At 68.9% G+C, this 19,711-nt stretch carries 18 protein-coding genes; 3 read left to right on the top strand and 15 right to left on the bottom strand.

Going from position 1 to position 19,711, the window contains the following annotated elements; all coding sequences use genetic code 11:
• Positions 1–29 precede the first annotated feature (29 nt).
• Positions 30–1,046: a glycosyltransferase gene (locus CS062_RS01060; RefSeq protein WP_099859625.1), complete on the top strand. Its 1,017-nt coding sequence runs from the start codon at positions 30–32 to the stop codon at positions 1,044–1,046.
• Positions 1,047–1,061: 15 nt separating this feature from the next.
• Positions 1,062–2,276, top strand: coding sequence for a glycosyltransferase (locus tag CS062_RS01055; protein WP_233217852.1), 1,215 nt, complete (start codon positions 1,062–1,064; stop codon positions 2,274–2,276).
• On the opposite strand, the gene CS062_RS01050 is transcribed toward CS062_RS01055, so the two are convergent.
• From CS062_RS01050 to CS062_RS00985, 14 genes are all read right to left on the bottom strand, one after another.
• Complete coding sequence (locus tag CS062_RS01050) at positions 2,260–3,687, bottom strand: alkaline phosphatase family protein (RefSeq protein ID WP_143742215.1); 1,428 nt, start codon at positions 3,685–3,687, stop codon at positions 2,260–2,262. The genes CS062_RS01055 and CS062_RS01050 overlap by 17 nt on opposite strands.
• Complete coding sequence (locus CS062_RS01045) at positions 3,684–4,376, bottom strand: hypothetical protein (protein WP_143742214.1); 693 nt, start codon at positions 4,374–4,376, stop codon at positions 3,684–3,686. The genes CS062_RS01050 and CS062_RS01045 overlap by 4 nt, the downstream gene beginning before the upstream one ends.
• A 206-nt stretch (positions 4,377–4,582) precedes the next feature.
• On the bottom strand, positions 4,583–6,490 hold the full coding sequence (locus CS062_RS01040; RefSeq protein WP_099859621.1) for a polysaccharide biosynthesis protein: 1,908 nt from the start codon (positions 6,488–6,490) through the stop codon (positions 4,583–4,585).
• A gap of 27 nt (positions 6,491–6,517) precedes the next feature.
• Positions 6,518–7,111: a sugar transferase gene (locus CS062_RS01035; protein WP_099859620.1), complete on the bottom strand. Its 594-nt coding sequence runs from the start codon at positions 7,109–7,111 to the stop codon at positions 6,518–6,520.
• A 34-nt stretch (positions 7,112–7,145) separates the two neighbouring features.
• Positions 7,146–8,324: a DegT/DnrJ/EryC1/StrS family aminotransferase gene (locus CS062_RS01030; protein ID WP_099859619.1), complete on the bottom strand. Its 1,179-nt coding sequence runs from the start codon at positions 8,322–8,324 to the stop codon at positions 7,146–7,148.
• On the bottom strand, positions 8,321–9,046 hold the full coding sequence (locus tag CS062_RS01025; RefSeq protein WP_099859618.1) for a class I SAM-dependent methyltransferase: 726 nt from the start codon (positions 9,044–9,046) through the stop codon (positions 8,321–8,323). The genes CS062_RS01030 and CS062_RS01025 overlap by 4 nt, the downstream gene beginning before the upstream one ends.
• 104 nt (positions 9,047–9,150) lie before the next feature.
• Complete coding sequence (locus tag CS062_RS01020) at positions 9,151–10,365, bottom strand: glycosyltransferase family 4 protein (protein ID WP_099859617.1); 1,215 nt, start codon at positions 10,363–10,365, stop codon at positions 9,151–9,153.
• A 36-nt stretch (positions 10,366–10,401) separates the two neighbouring features.
• Complete coding sequence (locus tag CS062_RS01015) at positions 10,402–11,538, bottom strand: glycosyltransferase (protein ID WP_099859616.1); 1,137 nt, start codon at positions 11,536–11,538, stop codon at positions 10,402–10,404.
• Positions 11,535–12,839: a lipopolysaccharide biosynthesis protein gene (locus CS062_RS01010; RefSeq protein ID WP_099859615.1), complete on the bottom strand. Its 1,305-nt coding sequence runs from the start codon at positions 12,837–12,839 to the stop codon at positions 11,535–11,537. The genes CS062_RS01015 and CS062_RS01010 overlap by 4 nt, the downstream gene beginning before the upstream one ends.
• Positions 12,836–14,089, bottom strand: a complete 1,254-nt coding sequence (locus CS062_RS01005) for a DegT/DnrJ/EryC1/StrS family aminotransferase (RefSeq protein ID WP_099859614.1) — start codon at positions 14,087–14,089, stop codon at positions 12,836–12,838. The genes CS062_RS01010 and CS062_RS01005 overlap by 4 nt, the downstream gene beginning before the upstream one ends.
• Positions 14,086–14,646 (bottom strand): acyltransferase, encoded by a 561-nt coding sequence (locus CS062_RS01000; RefSeq protein WP_099859613.1) that lies wholly within the window; start codon positions 14,644–14,646, stop codon positions 14,086–14,088. Before CS062_RS01000 ends, CS062_RS01005 begins: the two co-directional genes overlap by 4 nt.
• A 65-nt stretch (positions 14,647–14,711) precedes the next feature.
• Positions 14,712–15,815, bottom strand: coding sequence for a DegT/DnrJ/EryC1/StrS family aminotransferase (locus CS062_RS00995; RefSeq protein WP_099859612.1), 1,104 nt, complete (start codon positions 15,813–15,815; stop codon positions 14,712–14,714).
• Complete coding sequence (locus tag CS062_RS00990) at positions 15,812–16,408, bottom strand: acyltransferase (protein ID WP_099859611.1); 597 nt, start codon at positions 16,406–16,408, stop codon at positions 15,812–15,814. The genes CS062_RS00995 and CS062_RS00990 overlap by 4 nt, the downstream gene beginning before the upstream one ends.
• A gap of 1 nt (position 16,409) precedes the next feature.
• Positions 16,410–17,474, bottom strand: coding sequence for a Gfo/Idh/MocA family protein (locus tag CS062_RS00985; protein WP_099859610.1), 1,065 nt, complete (start codon positions 17,472–17,474; stop codon positions 16,410–16,412).
• A 52-nt stretch (positions 17,475–17,526) separates the two neighbouring features.
• Between CS062_RS00985 and lysS the strand changes: the two genes are divergently transcribed.
• Positions 17,527–19,068, top strand: coding sequence for a lysine--tRNA ligase (gene lysS, locus CS062_RS00980; protein WP_099859609.1), 1,542 nt, complete (start codon positions 17,527–17,529; stop codon positions 19,066–19,068).
• A 193-nt stretch (positions 19,069–19,261) separates the two neighbouring features.
• On the opposite strand, the gene CS062_RS00975 is transcribed toward lysS, so the two are convergent.
• Complete coding sequence (locus CS062_RS00975; RefSeq protein ID WP_158238632.1) at positions 19,262–19,546, bottom strand: DUF4148 domain-containing protein; 285 nt, start codon at positions 19,544–19,546, stop codon at positions 19,262–19,264.
• Between the last annotated feature and the right edge of the window lie 165 nt (positions 19,547–19,711).

Genomic DNA, 19,711 nt, shown 5'->3' with positions numbered 1-19,711 from the left:
CGTCTTACAGGACCAAGATCCCGAAACCGATGCGAATTCTGATCTTCAATTTCTTCTCCGGCGTCATGGAGCGAGGAATCCCCATCTACTGCAGGAACCTGCGCGAGGCGCTGGAGATGGAAGGACATCATGTCGTCGAACTGTGCTGTCCGGTGTGGGCACACGGCGTTCCGAAGTCGGTGCAGAACGTCCTGTTCATGTTGTACGAGCAGTTGCTGATGCCCGTGCTGTCCCTCTTCCATTCGAAGTCCGTCTACCCCTACAACACCGCGTCGGTTCTGGGCAGCTTGCATCCCGGGGCACTGTTGATCGTCCACGACTTCATCCCCAACCGCAAAGCCGACAAGAGCTTGGTGGCGCGATATGTCCGGCTGACCCAGTGGGTGCATGCAGCCCTGGGCCGCGATGTCGCCTGCGTCTCCACCGCCACCTACCGGGTGGCCGTCAAGCTGAAGGCGTTTACTAGATCACGGCGATTGGTTCTGCCCAACGGCTTCTGGACCTTCCGGGCCACAATCCGCGGCTTGGCCTTCCCTCAAGGCGACGAGGTCCTACTCTGCACGGGCATCGGACAGAACAAGGACCTGCGCGGCGCGCTCGACCTGTATGCGTCGACCCTGGCGCAGCGCCGCATTCCTGTGTCGCTACTGGGTCTGGCCGGTGATGCGAGCATTACCCAGCGTTGGCTCGCGGAGCATCCCGAAATCGATCCGACGCTGATCAGGGTGCTGCCCCGGCTGACCGACACAGAGGTTGTCGAGGCCTACATGCGGTCTCGCTGGGTCTGGGTCCACTCGCGCAACGAGGGTTACGGGCGCTCCATCGCGGAAGCCAAGTGCTGCGCCAAGTACACGATTGCCACCAACATTCCACCATTCCGCGACCAGAAGGACCACACGGTCCAACTCTACGGCGACCGCAAGAGCTTCGAGGACGCAGTCACTGTTCTCGAGCACCTCGATCGATCGGCGCTGCCGCCGCAGGAACCAGCCGAAGACAGGCTGCTGGCCGAGAATGTTCGTCAATGGTTGAAGACAGGCTCCTGAATGTTGCGCCCCCGCTTGCTCATCCTCACCCCTCGCTACCCTTACCCGGTCATCGGCGGTGACCGGCTGCGCATCTACTTCATCTGCAAGGTGCTCTCCGCGCACTTCCGACTTACCCTGCTCAGCTTGTGCGACAGCAAGGCGGAAATGACTTCGAGGCTCCCGATGGATGGTGTCTTCGAGCGCATTGAGCGCGTTTACCTACCCAAGTGGCGGTCCCGGTTCAACAGCCTGTTGGCCCTGCCCACGCAAACGCCGCTGCAGAACGCCTATTACCGGTCGTCCGAATTTCGACGGCGTATCCGGGCCTTGATGCCCGAGCACGACGGGATCCTGGCCCATCTGATCCGTACCGGCGACGCGATTCGTGACCTGCCGGCGCCCAAGTTTCTTGAGATGACCGATGCAATCTCGCTGAACTACGCTCGCGTCGGACGCGAGCGACGAAATGCGCGAGACCTGCGCTCCCAGGTCTACCGCATCGAAAGCGAACGCTTGGAAGCCTATGAACGAGCCGTTGTGGACGACTTCGACCATTCCTTCCTTGTCTCCTCGGTGGATCGCGAATTCCTGTTCGGCAACGATCCGGCGCGGCTGGCGCGGGCCACCGTAGCCTCCAACGGGGTCGATCTGTCCGGCCTGCCCTTTTCATTCTCGAACACCCCCGGAGATCTGGTGTTCATCGGGAACATGACCACACTACAGAACCTCGACGCGGTGCAATACATGGCGTTGGAGATCCTGCCGCTGGTCCGCCGACAGCGCCCCGAGGTCCGCCTGCGCGTCATCGGTCGCATCGGTCCGAACGAACGTGCGCAACTGGAGCGCGCCGACGGAGTCGTCGTCACCGGTCAGGTCGACAGTGTGGCAGTCGCCGCGCACGGCGGGGCCATCGGAGTCTGCCCGATGCGCCTGGGGGCGGGGGTGCAGAACAAGGTGCTCGAATACATGGCGCTTGGCCTTCCCACCGTCTCCACGTCGATCGGCCTCGAAGGCTTTCACGCGAAGGACGGTGTCGAAATCGCGGTCGCCGACGATCCCGCCGCTTACGCGGCGCGCGTGCTTGATCTGCTCGAGGACCGGGTTGCAGCCGGTGCGATGGCTCGGGCGGCGCGAGCCTACGTGGAGTCGCATCACAGCTGGGAAGCTATGTTGCAACCTATGGTGGACACGATCACCGATCGACTCGCATCGTCGACGCCCCGCCCGAGCGTCACCGCGGCTTCATGATGAACAGCGGCACGCGGTCCTGGGCGAAAGCGTCACGGTTGAGTCGTTCGCTGAACGGTGGCGCGTGATCGCCAACGACGACCAGGAATGGCGTGGTCCCTGACGCTGCCAGAAGCACCTCCAGCCGGGTCAGCAGATCCCCGAGTTGACGCACCAACTGGCAGGCTTCGAGCGGTGTCGCCGAGGCGGCGCAAGCCTCGCGCAGATCGTCCGGTAGTGGCGGCAGCCGCTTGAAGTCCAAGGGCAGATGCGTGTCCAGCGTGAGGGCGTACACGAACCGACCGGGTTCCTGGGCGAGGCCCACGGCCTGGGCAAGCACGTCGGCGTCGCAAACGCCCGGGAAGGCAGGGTTGCAGTTCATCGACCTTGGGAGAGCGCTGTCCCTCCAGTTCCAGGGCTGCAGCCCGATCCGCGGCCACCAGGCCGATCGGTCGAACATGCGCAGTCCGAAACCGTGCAGGCCGATGCTCGTCACGCCCTTCGCCATCCATTGACGAGGCAGACAGTCTGAGGCAAGTGCTTCGTCGAGCCTCGAGTAGTGAACGTGCAGGCCACACAGGGTGCGAAGCTCGCCAAAGGTCGTCGACCCGCTGAAGAGCTCTTCGGCGGTCCGGGTATCCCACCGTGCCTTCAACCTGGGCGTCATCAGCCGATTCTCAAGCCAGCGGTTGAGTGCGGGAGCCCGGGGCTGTCCCATCGACTCCACCAGGATCAGGACGGCGGACTGCCCGGGACGGTCCGCCTGCCAGGACTGCAAGGACCGGTATGTGACCGGGTTCGCGATCCGCGTTCCAGGACCCGACACGGGAAAGCTCTGACGCTCGGCGGCCCAGACGTTCCACGCGGGACTCCCCGCGAAGTTCAGGCTGACGGCACGCTTGTCCTTGTCCATGCCAAACCAGTGGAACGATCCGTTGACGATGTCGCAGCCCGCCGCGAGCACGGCAACGATCAGCAGTGGCAGCGCGAGCAGCCGGGCATGCCTGGTGAGCCGCAGCACCAACCACATGCAGATCGCGACGCCGCCCAGGGCTCCCAGCATCGAGGGAGATACGAGAGCCGGCAGGTGCAGCATGTCGACGAATCGCGCCGCATCGACGAAGTCGACCGTCGACATGAAGTGATAGTTCTTGGCGGCGGCGCGCAAACCATCGGCCGCCCACGCCGCAGTCAATACGAGCGCCCCCCCCAGTGACGAGAAGCACGCGACAGCGGCTCCAAGCAGCAGATCGAGATTGAACAGCGGCCGTTCCTCGGCGCGCGGCACCTGGAAGATCCAGACGCTCAGCCACGACGGTGCATGCAACGCCAAGACGGTCGCGACGAACCGGACGGGGAACTGCCATAGGAGGCCCAAGCGCGCACCTTGCTTCGAAAAGGGCGGACGGAACGGCCGGGAACTGGAGCTCATGTAGAACGGACCGGAGAAAGGCTCGCGCACTGGAGGGATGACAGCGTGTAGACGCCGTCGACGCGGCGTAGCGCTTCCGCCCACGAAAGACAATCGTGGACCGGGTGGGCAAGGATACGCGCGCCAGCGGGACGGAATGACAGGGCCGGTAGGCGATCGAGCGGGACGGCGAACGCGCCCACGCCCAGCCGGTCGGCGTGCCGTGCGACATGATCCACACTCCGTCGAACCCGGTAGGTACTGAGAATCGGGCCAGGTAAATTTGCCCGGGACTGCCAGCGGTTGAACAAGGAAAAGTCCTTGGGCTGATAGAGCTGGAACACGACACGGCGCTCGTCGGGCGTGCCCTGGATGCGGTCAACGATGTATTGGCCTGCGGTCTCGATATCACTCTTGAGGTCGAGCACGATCCAGGCGTCACGTGGGACGGTGGACAGCAGCGTGTTGATGTTGCAGCCGTCTTTAAGCAGATCCCCCTGGGGGCCGGGGTCGTGTTGACAACGTAGTTCGCCCCCCTCCAACACCAGATCCACTTCCAGCACGCGCAGGCCCGCCGCGTAGGCCCGCCGAGCGGCCCCCAACGTGTTGGCGGTCCGTTGGTCGGATTCCCCCAGCGCATGGGCGATACGCACCGGCACGCCAGCTGCAGCCAACCAGGCGTAGTCCTGACCCGGGCGCAGTGGGGCCACGCTTGACCAGTCTTCCGAAGCACGCCAACGTGCCCACGCGTCCGTTCCGCGCTCGCCCAACACCGCTGAATCGACCCGATGCAACCACTGCCGCCCGGAGCTTGTGGCCAAAAGCGCGCCACCCGTCACGAGAGCACCACAGAGGCCCGCCAAGAGCAGGGGCAAGCGCGAGGTTCGCATCCCTCCCCCGCGTGCGCGTTCTCGCGTCATGGTGCCCCCGCCACTGGACCGGAGGCGCCCACGGACGGGCGCTCGGGCGTTCCGTACTCGGCCACCCAGCGTCGCAACGCAGTCACGGTCGCCTCCCTTGTTCCGTGGCGGTCGTCTCGAACAGCACTCAGCCATTGAGTCAACTCGCCGTCGACATGCGCCTGACTCAGCCTTGCGATCCTCACCCGCGCGATGCGGGTCGGCACCGTCTTGTCCGAATCCGCAATCAATTCCTCGTAAAGCTTCTCCCCCGGCCTCAACCCCGTGAAGTGGATTCCGATCTCCTGCTCGCTCTTCCCCGCCATCCGGATCATCGTCTTGGCCAGATCCACGATCTTCACCGGGTCCCCCATGTCGAGCACCAGCACCTGCCCGCTTTCCCCGATCGCGCCGGCCTGCAGCACCAATCGCGCGGCTTCTGGAATCGTCATGAAGTAGCGAATGATGTCCGGATGCGTCACCGTCACCGGCCCCCCCTTCGCGATCTGCTCCTTGAACTTCGGAATCACGCTCCCGCTCGAGCCCAGCACATTCCCGAATCTCACCGCCATGAACTTCGTCGCGTGCCCCTGCCCCGCCATGTGACTGATCACCAGCTCCGCGGCGCGCTTCGTCGCCCCCATCACATTCGTCGGATTCACCGCCTTGTCGGTCGAGATCAGCACGAAGCGCTCGGCCCCTGATTCAGCCGCCGCCGTGCACGCGTGATACGTCCCCAGCGTGTTGTTCCTCAGCGCGGCCCACGCGTTCTCCTCCTCCATCAACGGCACATGCTTGTAAGCCGCCGCATGGAACACGATCTGCGGCCGGTACTTCCCGAAGGTGAACCGCAGGTGCTCCAGGTCCTTCACATCCCCGATCAGCCGCACCAGCGGGATATGCGGGAACTTCTCGCTCAGTTCCTGCTCGATCGAATACAGCGCGAACTCGCTCAGCTCATACAGCACGATCCGCGACGGCCCGTACCGCGCCACCTGCCGGCACAGCTCCGACCCGATCGACCCGCCGGCCCCGGTGATCAGCACCACCTTGCCGCCGATGCACTCGCTGATGCCGCCCTCGTCGAGCTGCACCGGCTCGCGGCCCAGCAGATCCTCGGGTTCGATGTCCCGCACCTGGTTCACCGCGCGGCCCGCCAGCAGTTCCTGGCTGCTCGGCACCGTCAGCACCGCCAGCCCGGTCTTGCCCGCCAGGTCCAGCGCGCGTCGGCGCTGCGCCGTCGTCGCGGCCGGCATCGCCACGATCACATGGGTGATGCCATGCATCTCCGCCAGGCGCCCCGCATCCTCGAGCGTGCCGATCACCGGCACCCCGGCCACCCGCGCGCCACGCTTCTCCGGCGCATCGTCCAGGTAGCCCACCACCACCCAGCCCTGCTGGTGCTGGATGCCGGCCACCAGCAGCCGGCCGGCATCCCCCGCACCCATCACCAGCGCGCGGCGCTGCTCCAGCGCGCTGCCGCTGATGCGACTGCGCATGTGCTCGTAGAGCATCCGGTAGCCCATGCGCATCGTCGCCAGCGCCATCAGCGTGAACACCGGATGCAGCGCCAGCACCGCCCGCGGCACCTTCGTCAGCTGCGCCATCAGGACCGCCACCGCGGCGATCAGGCCTGCGGCGATGCACACCGCTGCCAGCCGCTTGATCTCGCCGAAACCGCTGAAGCGCCACATGCCCTTGGGCACGTGGAACAGCCGCAGCAGCACCCCGTACAGCGCGACGATGCCCAGCATCACCCAGTGGTCGTAGCCGGGCCTGGCTTCGAACCAGCGCTCGAAGCCCAACCGGAACAGATAGGTCGCCTGCCAGGCCAGCGCCACCGCCACCATGTCGAGCGCCAGCGCCAGCGCTTCGCGGTAAGGCCGGATGCGCGTCAGGAAGGCATCGAGGGACAACCAGTTCATCGTGTTCTCTTGTTCCGTGCCTGGTGCTCAGGCCTTGATCGCGCCCAGCGTCGCCAGGATCAACCGGATGTCGCCGCCCAGGCTGGCATTGCGCACGTAGTCCGCCGCCAGGCGCAGCTTCATCGGCATGACCACCTCGACATACTCGCGCTCCGGATCCTCCGCCCGCGCCAGCAGCTCGCTCTCGTTGCGGAAGCTCAGCGAGGCCGGATCGGTGATGCCCGGCCGCACCGACAGCACCAGCTCGCGCAGCTCCGCCGGATACAGCGCCACGTAGCGCGGCACCTCGGGCCGCGGGCCGACCAGGCTCATCGCGCCGCGCAGCACGTCCCACAGCTGGGGCAGCTCGTCGACCTTGCTCGCGCGCAGCCAGCGTCCGCTGCGGGTGATGCGGGCGTCGTCGCCGATGGTGATCTGCGGCCCGAGCCGTGGCGCGTCCACCCGCATCGTGCGGAACTTGTGGATGCGGAACGGCGCGCCGAAGCGCCCCACCCGCTCCTGCCGGAACATCACCGGCCCCGGCGAGTCCAGCTTGACCCATACCGCCACCGCCAGCAGCAGCGGGCTCAGCAGCAGCAGGCCGATGCCGGCGCAGACGATGTCGAAGAGTCGCTTGGCCATCGGCCGTCCCCGCTCCCGTGCCCGTCCGGCCCGCTCAGGCGCCCAGCGCGCGGCGCACCGCGGCGATCACGCGCTCGACCTGCTCGTCGGTCATCGCCGTGTACAGCGGGATCGTCACCGTGCGCTCGTAGGCCTTCTGCGACTCGGGGAACATCTCCGGCGTCAGGCCGTAGCGCTCCTTCCAGTAGGGATGCTGGTGCAGCGGCACGTAATGCACGCTGCAGCCGATGCCTTGCTCGAACAGGCGCTCGATGAATTCGTCGCGGCCGATCGGCGCGTCCTCGGTCAGGCGCAGCACGTACAGGTGCCAGCTGTGCACGTCGCCCTCCGGCGCCTGCGGCGGCAGGATCAGCGGCAGGTCGGCCAGCGCCTCGAAGTAGCGCGCCGCGATCTGCTCCCGGCGCTTCTGGAAGGCCGGCAACCGCTTGAGCTGGTGCAACCCCAGCGCCGCCGCGATGTCGGTCAGGTTGTACTTGAAGCCGGGCGCGACGATCTCGTAGTACCAGCTCGGCACCTTGGCCGTGAAGCGGTCGAAGGCATCGCGGTTGATGCCGTGCAGGCGCATCACGCGCGCCCGCTTGGCAAGCTCGGCGTCGCGGGTCACCAGCATGCCGCCCTCGCCCGTGGTCATGGTCTTGTTGGCATAGAAGCTGAACACGGTGGCATTGCTGCCCATCGTGCCAATCAGTTCCTTCTCCAGCGTCGTGGGCAGCGCATGCGCCGCATCCTCGACGACCTTCAACCCATGCCGGCGCGCGATGTCCAGCAGCGTCAGCATGTCCACCGCCAGGCCGGCGTAGTGGACCGGAATGATGGCCCTGGTGCGCGGCGTGATCGCGGCCTCGATCTGGTCGAGCGCGATGTTCATCGTCTTCGGATCGATGTCCACCAGCTTCACGTCCGCGCCCATGTAGCGCACCACCTCGGCGGTGGCGGTGAAGGTGTGCGTCGTGGTGATGACCTCGTCGCCGGGGCCGATGCCCAGCGCCTCGAGCGCCAGGTGCAGGCCGGCGGTCGCGGAGTTGACCGCGATGCACTCGATCTGCGGCTCGTTGAGGAACTCGGCGAAGGCCTGCTCGAAGCGCCTGGCCTTCGGGCCGGTGGTGATCCAGCCGCTCCTGAGCGTGTCGACGACCTCGGCGATCTCCTCCTCACCCAGCTCGGGCAGGGCGAACGGCAGGAACGGGAGCTTCTGATCGGGGTTCTGGCTCATGGTGTCTTGGTGATCAGCGCCAGCACATGGCTGCGCAGGAAGGGCATCGTGTTGAGGACGCGGTAGGCGCCAGGGTGCAGCCGGCAGGCGGCGCGCGCGATCGGAGGGGCCAGGGTGACACGGCGCACCGTCGTCCGGCCCTCGGGGAACAGCGCGCGCACGCGCTTGAGCGGCACGCCCCGGACGTCGGGATTGCGCGGATTGTCGACGATGAAGTCGTACCAGAGCACCGCCCCGCCCGGCCGCAGCCAGCGCCACATCGCCTGCGCCAGGCGCTGCTGCAGCGCATCGTCCAGGATCGACGAGAACACCGTCGACTGCAGCACCAGGTCCTGGCTGCCCGACTCCACCTCGGCCTGCGAGGCATCGCCCGCCAGCAGCCGCACCTGCTGCGGCAGCGCGGCGCGCGCCGCCTCCAGGCGCTCGGGCAGCAGCTCGATGCCGGTCAGGTGCTGCGGCAGCAGGCCCAGCCGCAGCATGTCCATCAGGTTGCCGCCGGCGCCGCAGCCCACCTCGGTCATGCGCCAGCCGCTCACCGACGCGTCGGCCTCCGGCAGCGTCGCGCGATGCGCCGACAGCAGCCGCCACATCGCGGCCTGGCGCTCGTGCAGCATCTGCCAGACCTCGGGGCGCAGCAGGCTGTAGCGCTCCAGCCCGGCCAGCCGCTGGTCGCGGCGGGCATAACGCTGGGCGATGGCCTGGAGTTCTCGGTCCTGGGTCATGTCGTCGTCGGTCGGAGCCGTGGTGAGGACTGCGTTGATCGGGACTGCGTGGATCGGGACTGTGGGCCTGCGGAACGGTGGACGCGTGCAGATCGGCGCCGCGCTCAGGACACCGCGTCGATGAAGCGCTGCGCCAGCACCGGGTAGGTGTGATTCGCCAGCACGAACTCGCGACCGCGACGGCCCATCTCGGCGCGCGCCTCGGCCGGCACGGCGGCCAGCTTCAACAGGCCGTCGGCGACCGCCCGAGGGTCCTGGGGCGGCACCGTCAGGCCGGCGCCGGCCTCGGCCACCGGATCGTTGCCGGCCTCCACCGAGTGCAGCACCGGCCGCTGCGCCATCAGGTAGTCCATCAGCTTGTTGGGCGCGATGCCGAAGCGGTAGATCGGCGTGCGCTGCCAGCCGATGTAGGCGATGTCGAAGCCCTTGAGCAGCGACGGGATCTGCGCCTTGGGAATCGCCGGGAACATCGCGACGTTCGTCAGTTCCTCGTCGCGCACGCGCGCCTCGAGCCGCTCGCGCAGATGGCCACCGCCGACCAGCACGAAACTCAGCGCACTGTCCTTCAGCAGCTTCGCCGCGTCCAGCAGCACGTCCAGCGCGTTGGGCTCGCCCATCGAGCCGGCATAACCGACGACGGTGCGACCGGCGGCCCGCTCGGCGTCCAGGTGCGCCTGGATCGAGGGCTCGAGCGGCTCGCCATGCTCGGACCATTCATCCAGCGTGATGCCGTTGGGCACGATGTGCAGCTTCTTCAGGTCGAGCCCGTGCGCCGCCATGTGCTGGTGGACCTTGGGCAGCATCGAGACGACGACGTCGGCATCGCGGTAGGCATCGTTCTCGGCCTTCTGGCACAGCATCGCGAACGGATGCCACTTCGACATCCCCGACAGCTCGATCGGCGAGAGCGGCCACAGGTCGTGGACCTCGTAGACCAGCTTGGCCTTCGCGAGCCTGGCCACGCGGCGTGCCACCCAGACGTCCATCGGATAGGTGCTGGAGGCGATGACCACGTCCGGCGCGAATTCGCGCGCCAGGATGTCGGCGTCCTTCCAGACCTGGCGGCAGAAGGACCAGATGTTCTTGACCCGGCCCATGCCGTTGCCCTGGTACTCGGGCGTGTCGTAGAAGAGGTAGTTCACGCCGCTCATCGCGGCCATGCCGGGCTCGGGCTGGGTGGTGCGGACATGCGAGTAGGACGCGCCCAGGATCAGCGCCTGGTGCCCGGCCCGGACCCATTCGCGAGCCAGGTAGAACGGGCGGAACTCCATGCCGTGCTTCGGCGAGCCGGCGTAGTGGTTGATCAGCAGCAGCTTCATGGGGACGTCAGGGAAAGACTCTCGCGGTCAGGCGCCTCAGGCGCGTTGCAGGCGTTCGACGAAGCGGGCGACGGCGGGGCCGAACATCGCATGCGCGGCGACCCAGGCGCGGTTGGCCGCGCCGAGGCGGTCGGCATCGACCGCCTGGCCGGCGACCTCGGCCTGGCCGACCAGCATCCGGAGGCGGTCCGGCAGCGCACCCAGGTCCTCGTCGTCCTTCAGGATCAGGCCGTGGCGGCCGAGCAGCGTGTCGGGCTGCCCCAGCGCCAGGCTGCCGGCGGTGCCCAGCAGCTCGTGGTTGGCTGGCAGGTCGGACAGGAGCGGCAGGCACTCGTGCGCCATCGCCTCCAGCACCGACACCGACACCGAATCGCTCTCCGGCAGGCTCAGGAACCAGCGCGCCGGCGCGTAGCGGCGGCCTTGCGAGGTGGCATCCAGGCGTCCGGTGAACTCGACCCGCTCCGCCAGGCCCAGCGCACGCACCTGCTCCTCCAGCGCGCCGCGCAGCGAGCCGTCGTTGGCGACGACCAGGCGGGCCTCGGGCTGCTTCGCCGCGATCGCGGCGAAGACCTCGATCACGCGATGCGGGCGGTAGATCGGCTCCAACCCGCGGTTGGCGTAGAACAGCCAGGGCTGCTTGCGCACGTTCTGCTTGGGCAACTGCTCAAGGCCGAAGGGGAAGGTCATCACCTCGGTCGCGCCCAGCTCGCGCATGCGGGCGCTCATGAACTCGGAATCCGAAGTCGTCACCGCGCAGGCCTTGAGCACCTGCGTCGTCAGCCAGCGGTAGGCCCAGCCCTGGCCGGGCGTGACCAGGATGTCGCTGCCCCAGGCGGAACCGGCAATCCGCGCGCGCAGCTTCCAGCCGCGACGCGCGGCCCAGGCCAGCGTGCCGTGCGAGGTCAGGTAGTGGGCATGCAGCCAGTCGGCATCGACCTTCTTCAGCCACGCGCCGAGCGCCGGCAGCTGCTTCAGCACCGCGATGTTGCCGCCGGCATGCGCGGGATCGGTGTTCAGCGCGAGGCGGCGGTCCTCGGGGATCAGGAAATGGAACTCGGGCGCGAAGCCGCGCGTGGATGCGGCCCACAGCTCGATCTCGCGGCGCTGCGACAGCGCGCGCGCCCATTTCAGCAGGTGGGGACTCTCGCCGTCCCCGATCAGGACCAGTCTCATGCAGGCACTCCGTGGGCGACCGGCCGCGGCGCCGAGCCGCGCAGCAGCCACGCCAGGTAGATCGCGAAATAGATCGGCAGCAGCACCGCGATGGCGCCGAGCGCCGTCGTCAGCGCGCCGCCGGAACTCAGGACCAGCGCGACCGGCAGCACATACAGCGCGTTGCCGACCAGGCTGAAGGCCAGCGCGCCGCGCTGCCGTCCGGTGACCATCGGCGTGACCGTGAGCGGCGCGGCGATGAAGTGCGCAGCGACGTAGGGCGCGATCCAGCGGCCGTACTCGCCGGCGGTCGCCCAGTCCTCGCCCAGCAGCCAGCCGAACAGCGCCGGGCCGACGGCGATCAGCACCACCATGCCGGGCAGCGCCACCATCGCCAGCAGGCGGATGCCGCGCAGCAGGCGCGGGCGCAGGTCGATGCCGCGCTGCCAGTCGCGGGCGAGCTCGCCCAGCAGCGCCTCGGACAGCGCGCCGCCGACCAGCGTCGCCGGCGCCTTCACCAGCCGCACCATCAGCGCGTAGTAGCCCGCCGTCGCGGCGTCGGCCCAGGCGGCGATCATCGCCAGCACCAGCGTCTCCTGGGCCGCGTTGACGAAGGCATGCGGGCTGTTGAGCAGCGGGAACTGCTTGTAGCGCCAGGCCAGCCGCCGCAGGTGGCGCCAATGCCAGGACTTGCCCGCCTGATCCAGCCGCGTCGCGCGCCGCCAGCGCGCGCCCCGGCGCAGCAGCCACAGCGGTGCCAGCAACGCGGCCAGGCTTTGAGACAGCACCAGCGCGGCCACGCTCGCGAAGCCGCCCAGCGCCGCCAGCGCCTGGGCCGCCGCCATCACCCCCTGCTGCAGCACCCGCGCCTGCGCGATCACATCGATGCGCGCCTGGCGGTTGTTCCACAGGCTCAGCGCCTGCTGCATGCCGGCCAGCGCCACCACCGGGGCCAGCATCAGCAGCCACGGATCCAGCTGCGAGAGCGAGACCCAGCGCCCCCCCAGCCGCGCATGCTGCGCCATCAGCAGGTGCCAGGCGCCCGCGCCGGCCGCCGTCAGCAGGCCCATGGCCAGCGCGATCCAGAGCGCCAGCTGCAGCACCAGCGCGGCCTCGCCGTCCCGGCGCGGCATGACGATCGCGAACTCGTAGCGCGCGTTGGCGATGGTGGCGAGGTTGGCGGCCAGCGCGACGAACAGCGCCCAGTGCCCGAGCGCCTCGGCGCCATACCAGCGCGTCAGCAGCGGCGCGATCAGCATCGGGATCGCCTGCGTCAGCATCGAGGCGCCAGCGAGCTGGGCGAAGCGGCGGCGGACGGTCATCGGAGCTGGCCTCCGTGACGCTCCGCGATCGCACGCACCGCGGCCCGCTGCGAGGCGCTCAGCCGCGCATGCAGCCCCAGCGGCAGGTTGAGCACGGTGCGGGCCGCGCGCTCGCCCTGCGGACAGTCGCCGGCCGTATAGCTGAAGCGGCGGCTGCCGCGCGGATGCACGACGTCGTCGAACCAGGTGCCGCCGACGATGCCTTCCGCCTCGAGCGCCGCCAGCGCGGCATCGCGGGACGCCGCATCGGGCAGCAGCAGCGGATAGCGCAGGAGCACGGCGCCCGGGGCGCGGACCGGCCACTCCCAGCCCGGCAGATTGGTCAGCAACGCATCGAAGTCGGCCGCCTGCGCGCGACGCAGCGCATGGATCGCGTCGAAGCGGCGTGCCTGCATCAGGCCGATCGCGGCGCTCAGCGGATGCAGCCCGGCCCGGTAGTCGGGCTGGGTGTCGCCGGCGACCTCGCTGTCCGGCGTCTTCGCCACCACGCCGAGCATCCGGGACGGCGCGCGCAGCAGCGTGGTCAGCGCGGCCAGCGCCGGCCGCGGCAGGCTCATCGTCAACCGATGCCAGCACAGCGTCAGCAACTGGCGCAGGACGGTGCCGGTCGACGGCGCCCGCAGCGCGGGCATGCGGGCCGCGAAGCGCTCGCGCGTGGCGGCATCGTGGATCACCAGCGCGCCGCCGATGCCGGTGGTCAAGGGCTTGGAGTATTCGAAGCTGAAGAAGGCCGCATGGCCCAGCGTGCCAACGCGGCGACCGATCGCGTCGGCACTGCCCCAGGCATGGGCGGCGTCCTCGACGAAGACGACGTCGGGATGCTGGATGCGCAGCTCGTCCAGGCCCTCGGTGACCAGGCCGAAGTTGTGCGGCACCACCACGAGCCGCGTCGCGCCGCTGATGGCTTCCGAGATCGCGTCCGGCGTGGGGTTGAAGTCGTCGCGCGCGATGTCGACGTAGCGCACCGCCAGGCCCAGGTGCATGAAGACATTGGGCACGACCACGCAGGTGTAGCCCGGGAGCAGCACTTCGGAGCCCGGCGGCAGGTCCAGCGATGCGGTGAACGCATGCAGCGCCGCGCGGCCGCTGCCGAACAGCCGCACCTCGCCAGCGACCGCCGGATCGAGGTCCAGGCTGCGCGCGAAGGCAGCGCGGAAGTCCTCGAGGCTGGCGGCGCCACGCCGCAGCCAGTGCCACAGCGCCGCGGGCAGGTCGCGCCAGCGCAGCGCGCCGGCGACATGACCCTTCATGAGGACGACGACGGCGGGCGGGCGCCGTCGACCCGGTGGAGCGGCCGGGCCGGCACGCCGCCGTAGACCCAGCCGCCGGGGAGATGGCCGCGCACCACCGCATGCGCGGCGACGACCGCGCCGTCCTCGATCACGCTGCCCGGCAGCACCGTGACCCGCGCGCCGAGGAAGACGTTGCTGCCGATGCGAATGTCGGCGCGCTGGTAGTGCTCGCGGAAGAGGCCGGTGGCGGTGACCGCGTTGGACTCGCAGAACAGCATCAGCCCGGGGCCGATGGCGACGTCGTCGCCGATGGTGAGCCGCTGCTGGCCGATCAGCAGGTAGCCGCCCGGCGCGATGTGGCTGCGTACCCCGATCTGGAAGCTGCCGGTGCCGGAGGCCAGCAGCTGGACGTCGCGGTACAGGATGGAGCCGGCGCCCAGCGCGCTGCCCCGGCCGCAGCGCACGCGCGCGCCGGGATGGATCTGCGCGCGGGTACCGACGCGCAGCCCCAGCCACGCCGCGACCCGGGCGCGCATCCGCGCGCGCACCGCATCCAGCGTGTAGCCCAGCAGCATCGCGTTGGTGGCCTTGTCCAGGGGTTGATCGGGGGGAATCGGTGCGGGCCGTCGCGCGTCGGCGCTCAGGCCAGGGCGGCGCGCAGCGCGGCGACCACCTCGTCCTGCTGCGCCTCGCTGAGGTCGGCGCTCATCGGCAGGCTCATCACCCGCCGCGCCGCGGCCTCGGCCTGCGGCAGCGGCGTCGCGACGCGGCAGCGCTGCTCGTAGGCGGGCTGGCGGTGCAAGGGTCGCGGGTAGTGGATCGCGGTCGGGATGCCGGCCTGCTTGAGCGCCTGGACCACCGCCTCGCGCTCGTCCACCTGGACGGTGAACTGGGCCCAGACGCAGTCGCGATCCTCGCGCACCGCCAGGCGCTGCAGCGGCAGCGCGCCGAGCTGCTGCTGGTAGCGCTCGCCGATGGCCAGGCGCCGGGCGATCTCCCAGTCGAAGCGTTCCAGCTTGCCCAGCACCACCGCGCATTGCAGCGTGTCCATGCGGCCGCCCACGCCCACCCGCGTGTGGGTGTAGCGCTGGCTCTGGCCGTGGACGCGGATCTCGCGCGCGGCCTGCGCCAGCGCGTCGTCATCGGTGAAGAGCGCGCCGCCATCGCCGTAACAGCCCAGCGGCTTGCTCGGGAAGAAGCTGGTCGCGCCCCAGGTCGACAGGCCGCAGCTCGGGCGGCCCTTGTAGGTGGCGCCGAAGGACTGGGCCGCGTCCTCCATCACCGCGATGCCGCCATGCCTGGACGCGATCGCGTTGATCGCGTCCATGTCGCAGACCTGGCCGTAGAGGCTCACCGGCATGATGGCCTTGGTGCGCGGCGTGATGGCCGCCTCGATCAGCGCGGCATCGAGGTTGCAGCTGTCGGGCTCGATGTCGACGAACACCGGCACGCCGCCCAGCAGCACGATGGTCTCGACCGTCGCGGCGAAGGTGAAGGGCGTGGTGATGACCTCGTCGCCGGGTTGCAGGTCCAGCGTCATCAGCGCGATCAGCAGGGCCTCGGTGCCGCTGGCCACGGTGATGCAGTGCTTCGTGCCCGCGCGGGCCGCCAGCGCCGTCTCCAGCTCCTGGACCTCCGGACCCATGATGTACTGGCCGTGATCGAGCACGCGCTGGATGCGCGCGTCGATGCTGGTCTTCAGCGCGGCGTACTGCGCCTTGAGGTCGATGAAGGGAAGGCTCATGCCTGGGGCTCCGTGGCGTCCAGCAGGCGCAGCGTCCGGCCGGTGAGTTCATAGCGTTCGCCGCTGGCCGGGCAGGCCGCGCGCCCCTGGCCTTCGACGGGCAGGTCCAGCTTCTCGCCGTGGCGGCTCATCCAGCCGATCTGGCGCGCCGGCACGCCGACCATCAACGCGAACGGCGTCACGTCACCCTTGACGACGGCACCGGCGCCGACGAAGGCGTACTCGCCGATGGTGGCGCCGCAAACGACGGTGCAGTTGGCGCCCAGCGTCGCGCCGCGCTTCACCTGCGTGCGGCGGTATTCGCTCTTGCGCGGCACCGCCGAGCGCGGGTTGTAGACATTGGTGAAGACCATGGACGGGCCGCAGAACACGTCGTCCTCCAGCGTCACCGCGTCATAGACCGACACGTTGTTCTGGATCTTCACGTTGCGGCCGATGGTCACCTCGTTGCCGACGTAGACCCCCTGCCCCAGCGAGCAACCCTCGCCGATGCGGGCGCCGGCGCACACATGGCTGAAGTGCCAGACCTTGGTGCCCTCGCCCAGCTGCGCGCCGTCGTCGACGATGGCGCTGTCGTGCTTCCACCAGCCCATGTCAGAACACCAGCGGCAGGCCGACGCGCTGGCCGTCGCGGGCGCTGCGGTAGGCGGCGATCAGCAGCTCCAGCGAGCGCAGGCCCTCGTAGCCGTCGACCTGCGCCTGCGCCTCGCCGCGCAGCGTCTGGATGACGTTGTCGTAGTAGGCGGCATGGCCGAAGCCGTAGACGCTGGTGGTCTCGTAGCTGGCGTTCTTCACCCGCTCGTCGTCGGGATGCGGCGTGTCGAAGGCCCAGTGCTCGATCTTGTTGACCGCGGTGCCGCCGATCTTGACGGTGCCCTTCTCGCCCAGGATGGTGATCGAGCCTTCCAGGTTCTGCGGGTAGGTCAGCATCGTCACGTTGATGCTGGCCAGGCCGCCGTGGCGCAGGCGCAGCGCCAGCACGCCGGTGTCCTCGGCCTCGATGTCGCGGTCCAGCGTCGCGGTGTAGGCGTGGACGTTGTCCACCGGGCCGACCAGCCAGTCCAGCAGGTCGACGTAGTGGCTGGCCTGGTTCATGAAGGCGCCGCCGTCCATGTCCCAGCGGCCGCGCCAGCGGGCGGCGTCGTAGTAGCTCTGCGGGCGGGTCCAGAACACGTTCACCGTGCTCATGAAGATCCGGCCGAAGCGGCCCTGGTCCAGCGCCTGCTTGACCAGCTGCACCGTCGCATTGAGGCGGTTCTGCTTGACGACGAACAGCTTCACCCCGGCGTCGCGGCAGGCCCGGACCATCGCCTGGCCCTCCTCGAACTTGGTCGCCATCGGCTTTTCGCTGAGCACGTGGCGGCCGGCCTGGGCGCAGGCGATCGCCTGCTGGGCGTGCAGCCCGCTGGGCGTGGCCAGCACGACCAGGTCGGCGTCGGAGCCCGCCAGCAGCGCGTCCAGGGAGGCGAAGCCGCGCTCCGGCGCCAGCCCGGTCTGGACCAGCGCGGCCTGGACGGCCTCGGGGCGGGTGTCGCAGACGGCGACCAGTTCGGCGCGACCGGCGTGGCGGGTCAGCGCCTCGACGTGGTTCTTCGAGATGCGGCCGCAACCGACGAGGGCGACACGGACGGGACGGTCCAGGATGGGGAACTGAGGCATGGCGCGCGATTTTAAGAGCCTAAAATCGCGCCCAGCTTTTTCCAGGTCCACGATGAGCCAGCCCCAAGCCCCCCACACCGGCGCCGACCAAGCGGCGCCCGCGCAAGACGACAACAAGCTGATCGCCGAACGCCGCGAGAAACTCGCCGCGATCCGCGAGAAGGCACAGGCCAAGGGCGTCGCGGCCTTCCCGAACGACTTCAAGCCCCAGCACCGCGCGCAGCCGCTGCAGGCGCAGTACGGCGAGCTCGACAACGAGACGCTCGAGCCGCAAGCCGTCGCCGTGACGGTGGCCGGCCGGATGATGCTCAAGCGCATCATGGGCAAGGCCTCCTTCGCCACGCTGCAGGACGCCACCGGCGCGATCCAGCTGTTCCTGTCCAGGGACGCACTGGGCGAGGAGGTCTACAACGACTTCAAGCACTTCGACCTGGGCGACATCCTGGGCGCCGAGGGCACGCTCTTCCGCACCCGCACCGGCGAGCTGTCGGTCAAGGTGACGACGCTGCGCCTGCTGACCAAGTCGCTGCGTCCGCTGCCGGACAAGTTCCACGGCATGGCCGACCAGGAGCAGAAGTACCGCCAGCGCTATGCCGACCTGATCTCCGACGGCAAGGCCCGCGACCGCTTCGTGGCGCGCTCCAAGGCGGTGTCGTCGATCCGCTCGTACATGGTGGAGAACGGCTTCCTGGAAGTCGAGACGCCGATGCTGCATCCGATCCCGGGCGGCGCCAATGCCAAGCCCTTCATCACCCACCACAACGCGCTGGACCAGGAGATGTACCTGCGCATCGCGCCGGAGCTCTACCTGAAGCGCCTGGTGGTGGGCGGTTTCGAGCGGGTGTTCGAGATCAACCGCAACTTCCGCAACGAGGGGATCAGCGTCCGGCACAACCCCGAGTTCACGATGATGGAGTTCTACGCGGCCTACTGGACCCACCAGGAGGTCATGAGCTTCACCGAGGAAGTGATCCGCCACGCCGCCCGCGCGGCCACCGGAAGCGCCGTCGTCAGCTACGCCGGCAAGCCGGTGGACCTGGAGCAGCCGTTCGCGCGGCTGTCGGTGCGCCAGTCGCTGATCGTGCATGCCGGCGTGACCGAGGCCGAGGCCGACGACGCCGAGGTGCTGCGCGCCAGGCTCAAGGCGCTGGGCGAGGAAGCGCCCAAGCACTGGGGCCTGTCGGCGCTGCAGTTCGGCCTGTTCGAGGCGGCCGTCGAGGAAAAGCTCTGGGCACCGACTTTCATCGTCGACTACCCGGTCGAGGTCTCGCCGCTGGCGCGCGCCTCGGATGCGGACCCGACGATCACCGAGCGCTTCGAGCTCTTCATCACCGGCCGCGAGTACGCCAATGGCTTCTCGGAGCTGAACGACGCCGAGGACCAGGCCGCGCGCTTCCAGGCGCAGGTCGCCAACAAGGACGCGGGCGATGAGGAGGCGATGTTCTTCGACGCCGACTTCATCCGCGCGCTCGAGTACGGCATGCCCCCGACCGGCGGCTGCGGCATCGGCATCGACCGCCTGATGATGCTGATCACCGACAGCCCGTCGATCCGCGACGTGATCCTGTTCCCGGCGCTGCGCCGCGAAGGCTGAGCGAAGGCGGACGGCCGCTGGCCCTCACCCTTCCCTCTCCCGCAAGCGGGCGAGGGAGAAGAAGGCGCGAGGGCTGAGCGCCAAGGGGAGAGCCCCAAAAGCAGAAAGGGACACCGCGAGGTGTCCCTTTTCCTTTGGCCTCCCCCCGGGCCGGCCGGTGCGCCCGGCAGTGTCGAGGGGGAAGCGCTGCGCCTTACTTGGCGGCGTTGCCTTCGTTCGAAGCGCCCTTCTTGGCGGCGACCTTGTCGGCGGCCTTCTTCGCGGCGATCTGGGTGGCGCTCGGGGCGTTGATGCCGTTGCTCAGCGAGCCCACGCCCGCCTGCTCGGCGCTCAGCGCGGCGACCTCGCCGGAGTCGCGGGCGGCCTGCAGTTCGGCGATGACTTCGGCACGGGTCTTCTCGACCGGTTCGGCGGCGAAGGTGGCGCTGGCGCTCAGGAAAGCGGCGGCGATCAGGGCGGTCTTGGTGAGCGTGTTCATGGCGGTTCCTCTCGGTTCGTTGCACCGGACTCCGCACTCCGCGTCGTCCATGGGCTGAACTCTAGGCGCCGCTCCTCAGGGGAAACACTAGGTATTCTGGAAAGATCCATTCATGGATCGTCAACAATCCTGCGTTGGTGTGCGAACCGTACACCGATCGGGATC

This window comes from Roseateles chitinivorans, from assembly GCF_002761755.1.
In the GTDB taxonomy this organism is placed as follows: domain Bacteria; phylum Pseudomonadota; class Gammaproteobacteria; order Burkholderiales; family Burkholderiaceae_C; genus Roseateles; species Roseateles chitinivorans.
The sequence above is the reverse complement of the archived record's forward strand: the minus strand, read 5'-3'. Positions and strand labels throughout refer to the sequence as shown.

Excerpts from the sequence above, each read along its gene's own strand:
- CS062_RS01060 (WP_099859625.1), top strand. The coding sequence starts at position 30 with ATGCGAATTCTGATCTTCAATTTCTTCTCCGGCGTCATGGAGCGAGGA.
- CS062_RS01050 (WP_143742215.1), bottom strand. The coding sequence starts at position 3,687 with ATGAGCTCCAGTTCCCGGCCGTTCCGTCCGCCCTTTTCGAAGCAAGGT.
- CS062_RS01040 (WP_099859621.1), bottom strand. The coding sequence starts at position 6,490 with ATGAACTGGTTGTCCCTCGATGCCTTCCTGACGCGCATCCGGCCTTAC.
- CS062_RS01035 (WP_099859620.1), bottom strand. The coding sequence starts at position 7,111 with ATGGCCAAGCGACTCTTCGACATCGTCTGCGCCGGCATCGGCCTGCTG.
- CS062_RS01030 (WP_099859619.1), bottom strand. The coding sequence starts at position 8,324 with ATGAGCCAGAACCCCGATCAGAAGCTCCCGTTCCTGCCGTTCGCCCTG.
- CS062_RS01025 (WP_099859618.1), bottom strand. The coding sequence starts at position 9,046 with ATGACCCAGGACCGAGAACTCCAGGCCATCGCCCAGCGTTATGCCCGC.
- CS062_RS01020 (WP_099859617.1), bottom strand. The coding sequence starts at position 10,365 with ATGAAGCTGCTGCTGATCAACCACTACGCCGGCTCGCCGAAGCACGGC.
- CS062_RS01015 (WP_099859616.1), bottom strand. The coding sequence starts at position 11,538 with ATGAGACTGGTCCTGATCGGGGACGGCGAGAGTCCCCACCTGCTGAAA.
- CS062_RS01010 (WP_099859615.1), bottom strand. The coding sequence starts at position 12,839 with ATGACCGTCCGCCGCCGCTTCGCCCAGCTCGCTGGCGCCTCGATGCTG.
- CS062_RS01005 (WP_099859614.1), bottom strand. The coding sequence starts at position 14,089 with ATGAAGGGTCATGTCGCCGGCGCGCTGCGCTGGCGCGACCTGCCCGCG.
- CS062_RS01000 (WP_099859613.1), bottom strand. The coding sequence starts at position 14,646 with ATGCTGCTGGGCTACACGCTGGATGCGGTGCGCGCGCGGATGCGCGCC.
- CS062_RS00995 (WP_099859612.1), bottom strand. The coding sequence starts at position 15,815 with ATGAGCCTTCCCTTCATCGACCTCAAGGCGCAGTACGCCGCGCTGAAG.
- CS062_RS00990 (WP_099859611.1), bottom strand. The coding sequence starts at position 16,408 with ATGGGCTGGTGGAAGCACGACAGCGCCATCGTCGACGACGGCGCGCAG.
- CS062_RS00985 (WP_099859610.1), bottom strand. The coding sequence starts at position 17,474 with ATGCCTCAGTTCCCCATCCTGGACCGTCCCGTCCGTGTCGCCCTCGTC.
- lysS (WP_099859609.1), top strand. The coding sequence starts at position 17,527 with ATGAGCCAGCCCCAAGCCCCCCACACCGGCGCCGACCAAGCGGCGCCC.
- CS062_RS00975 (WP_158238632.1), bottom strand. The coding sequence starts at position 19,546 with ATGAACACGCTCACCAAGACCGCCCTGATCGCCGCCGCTTTCCTGAGC.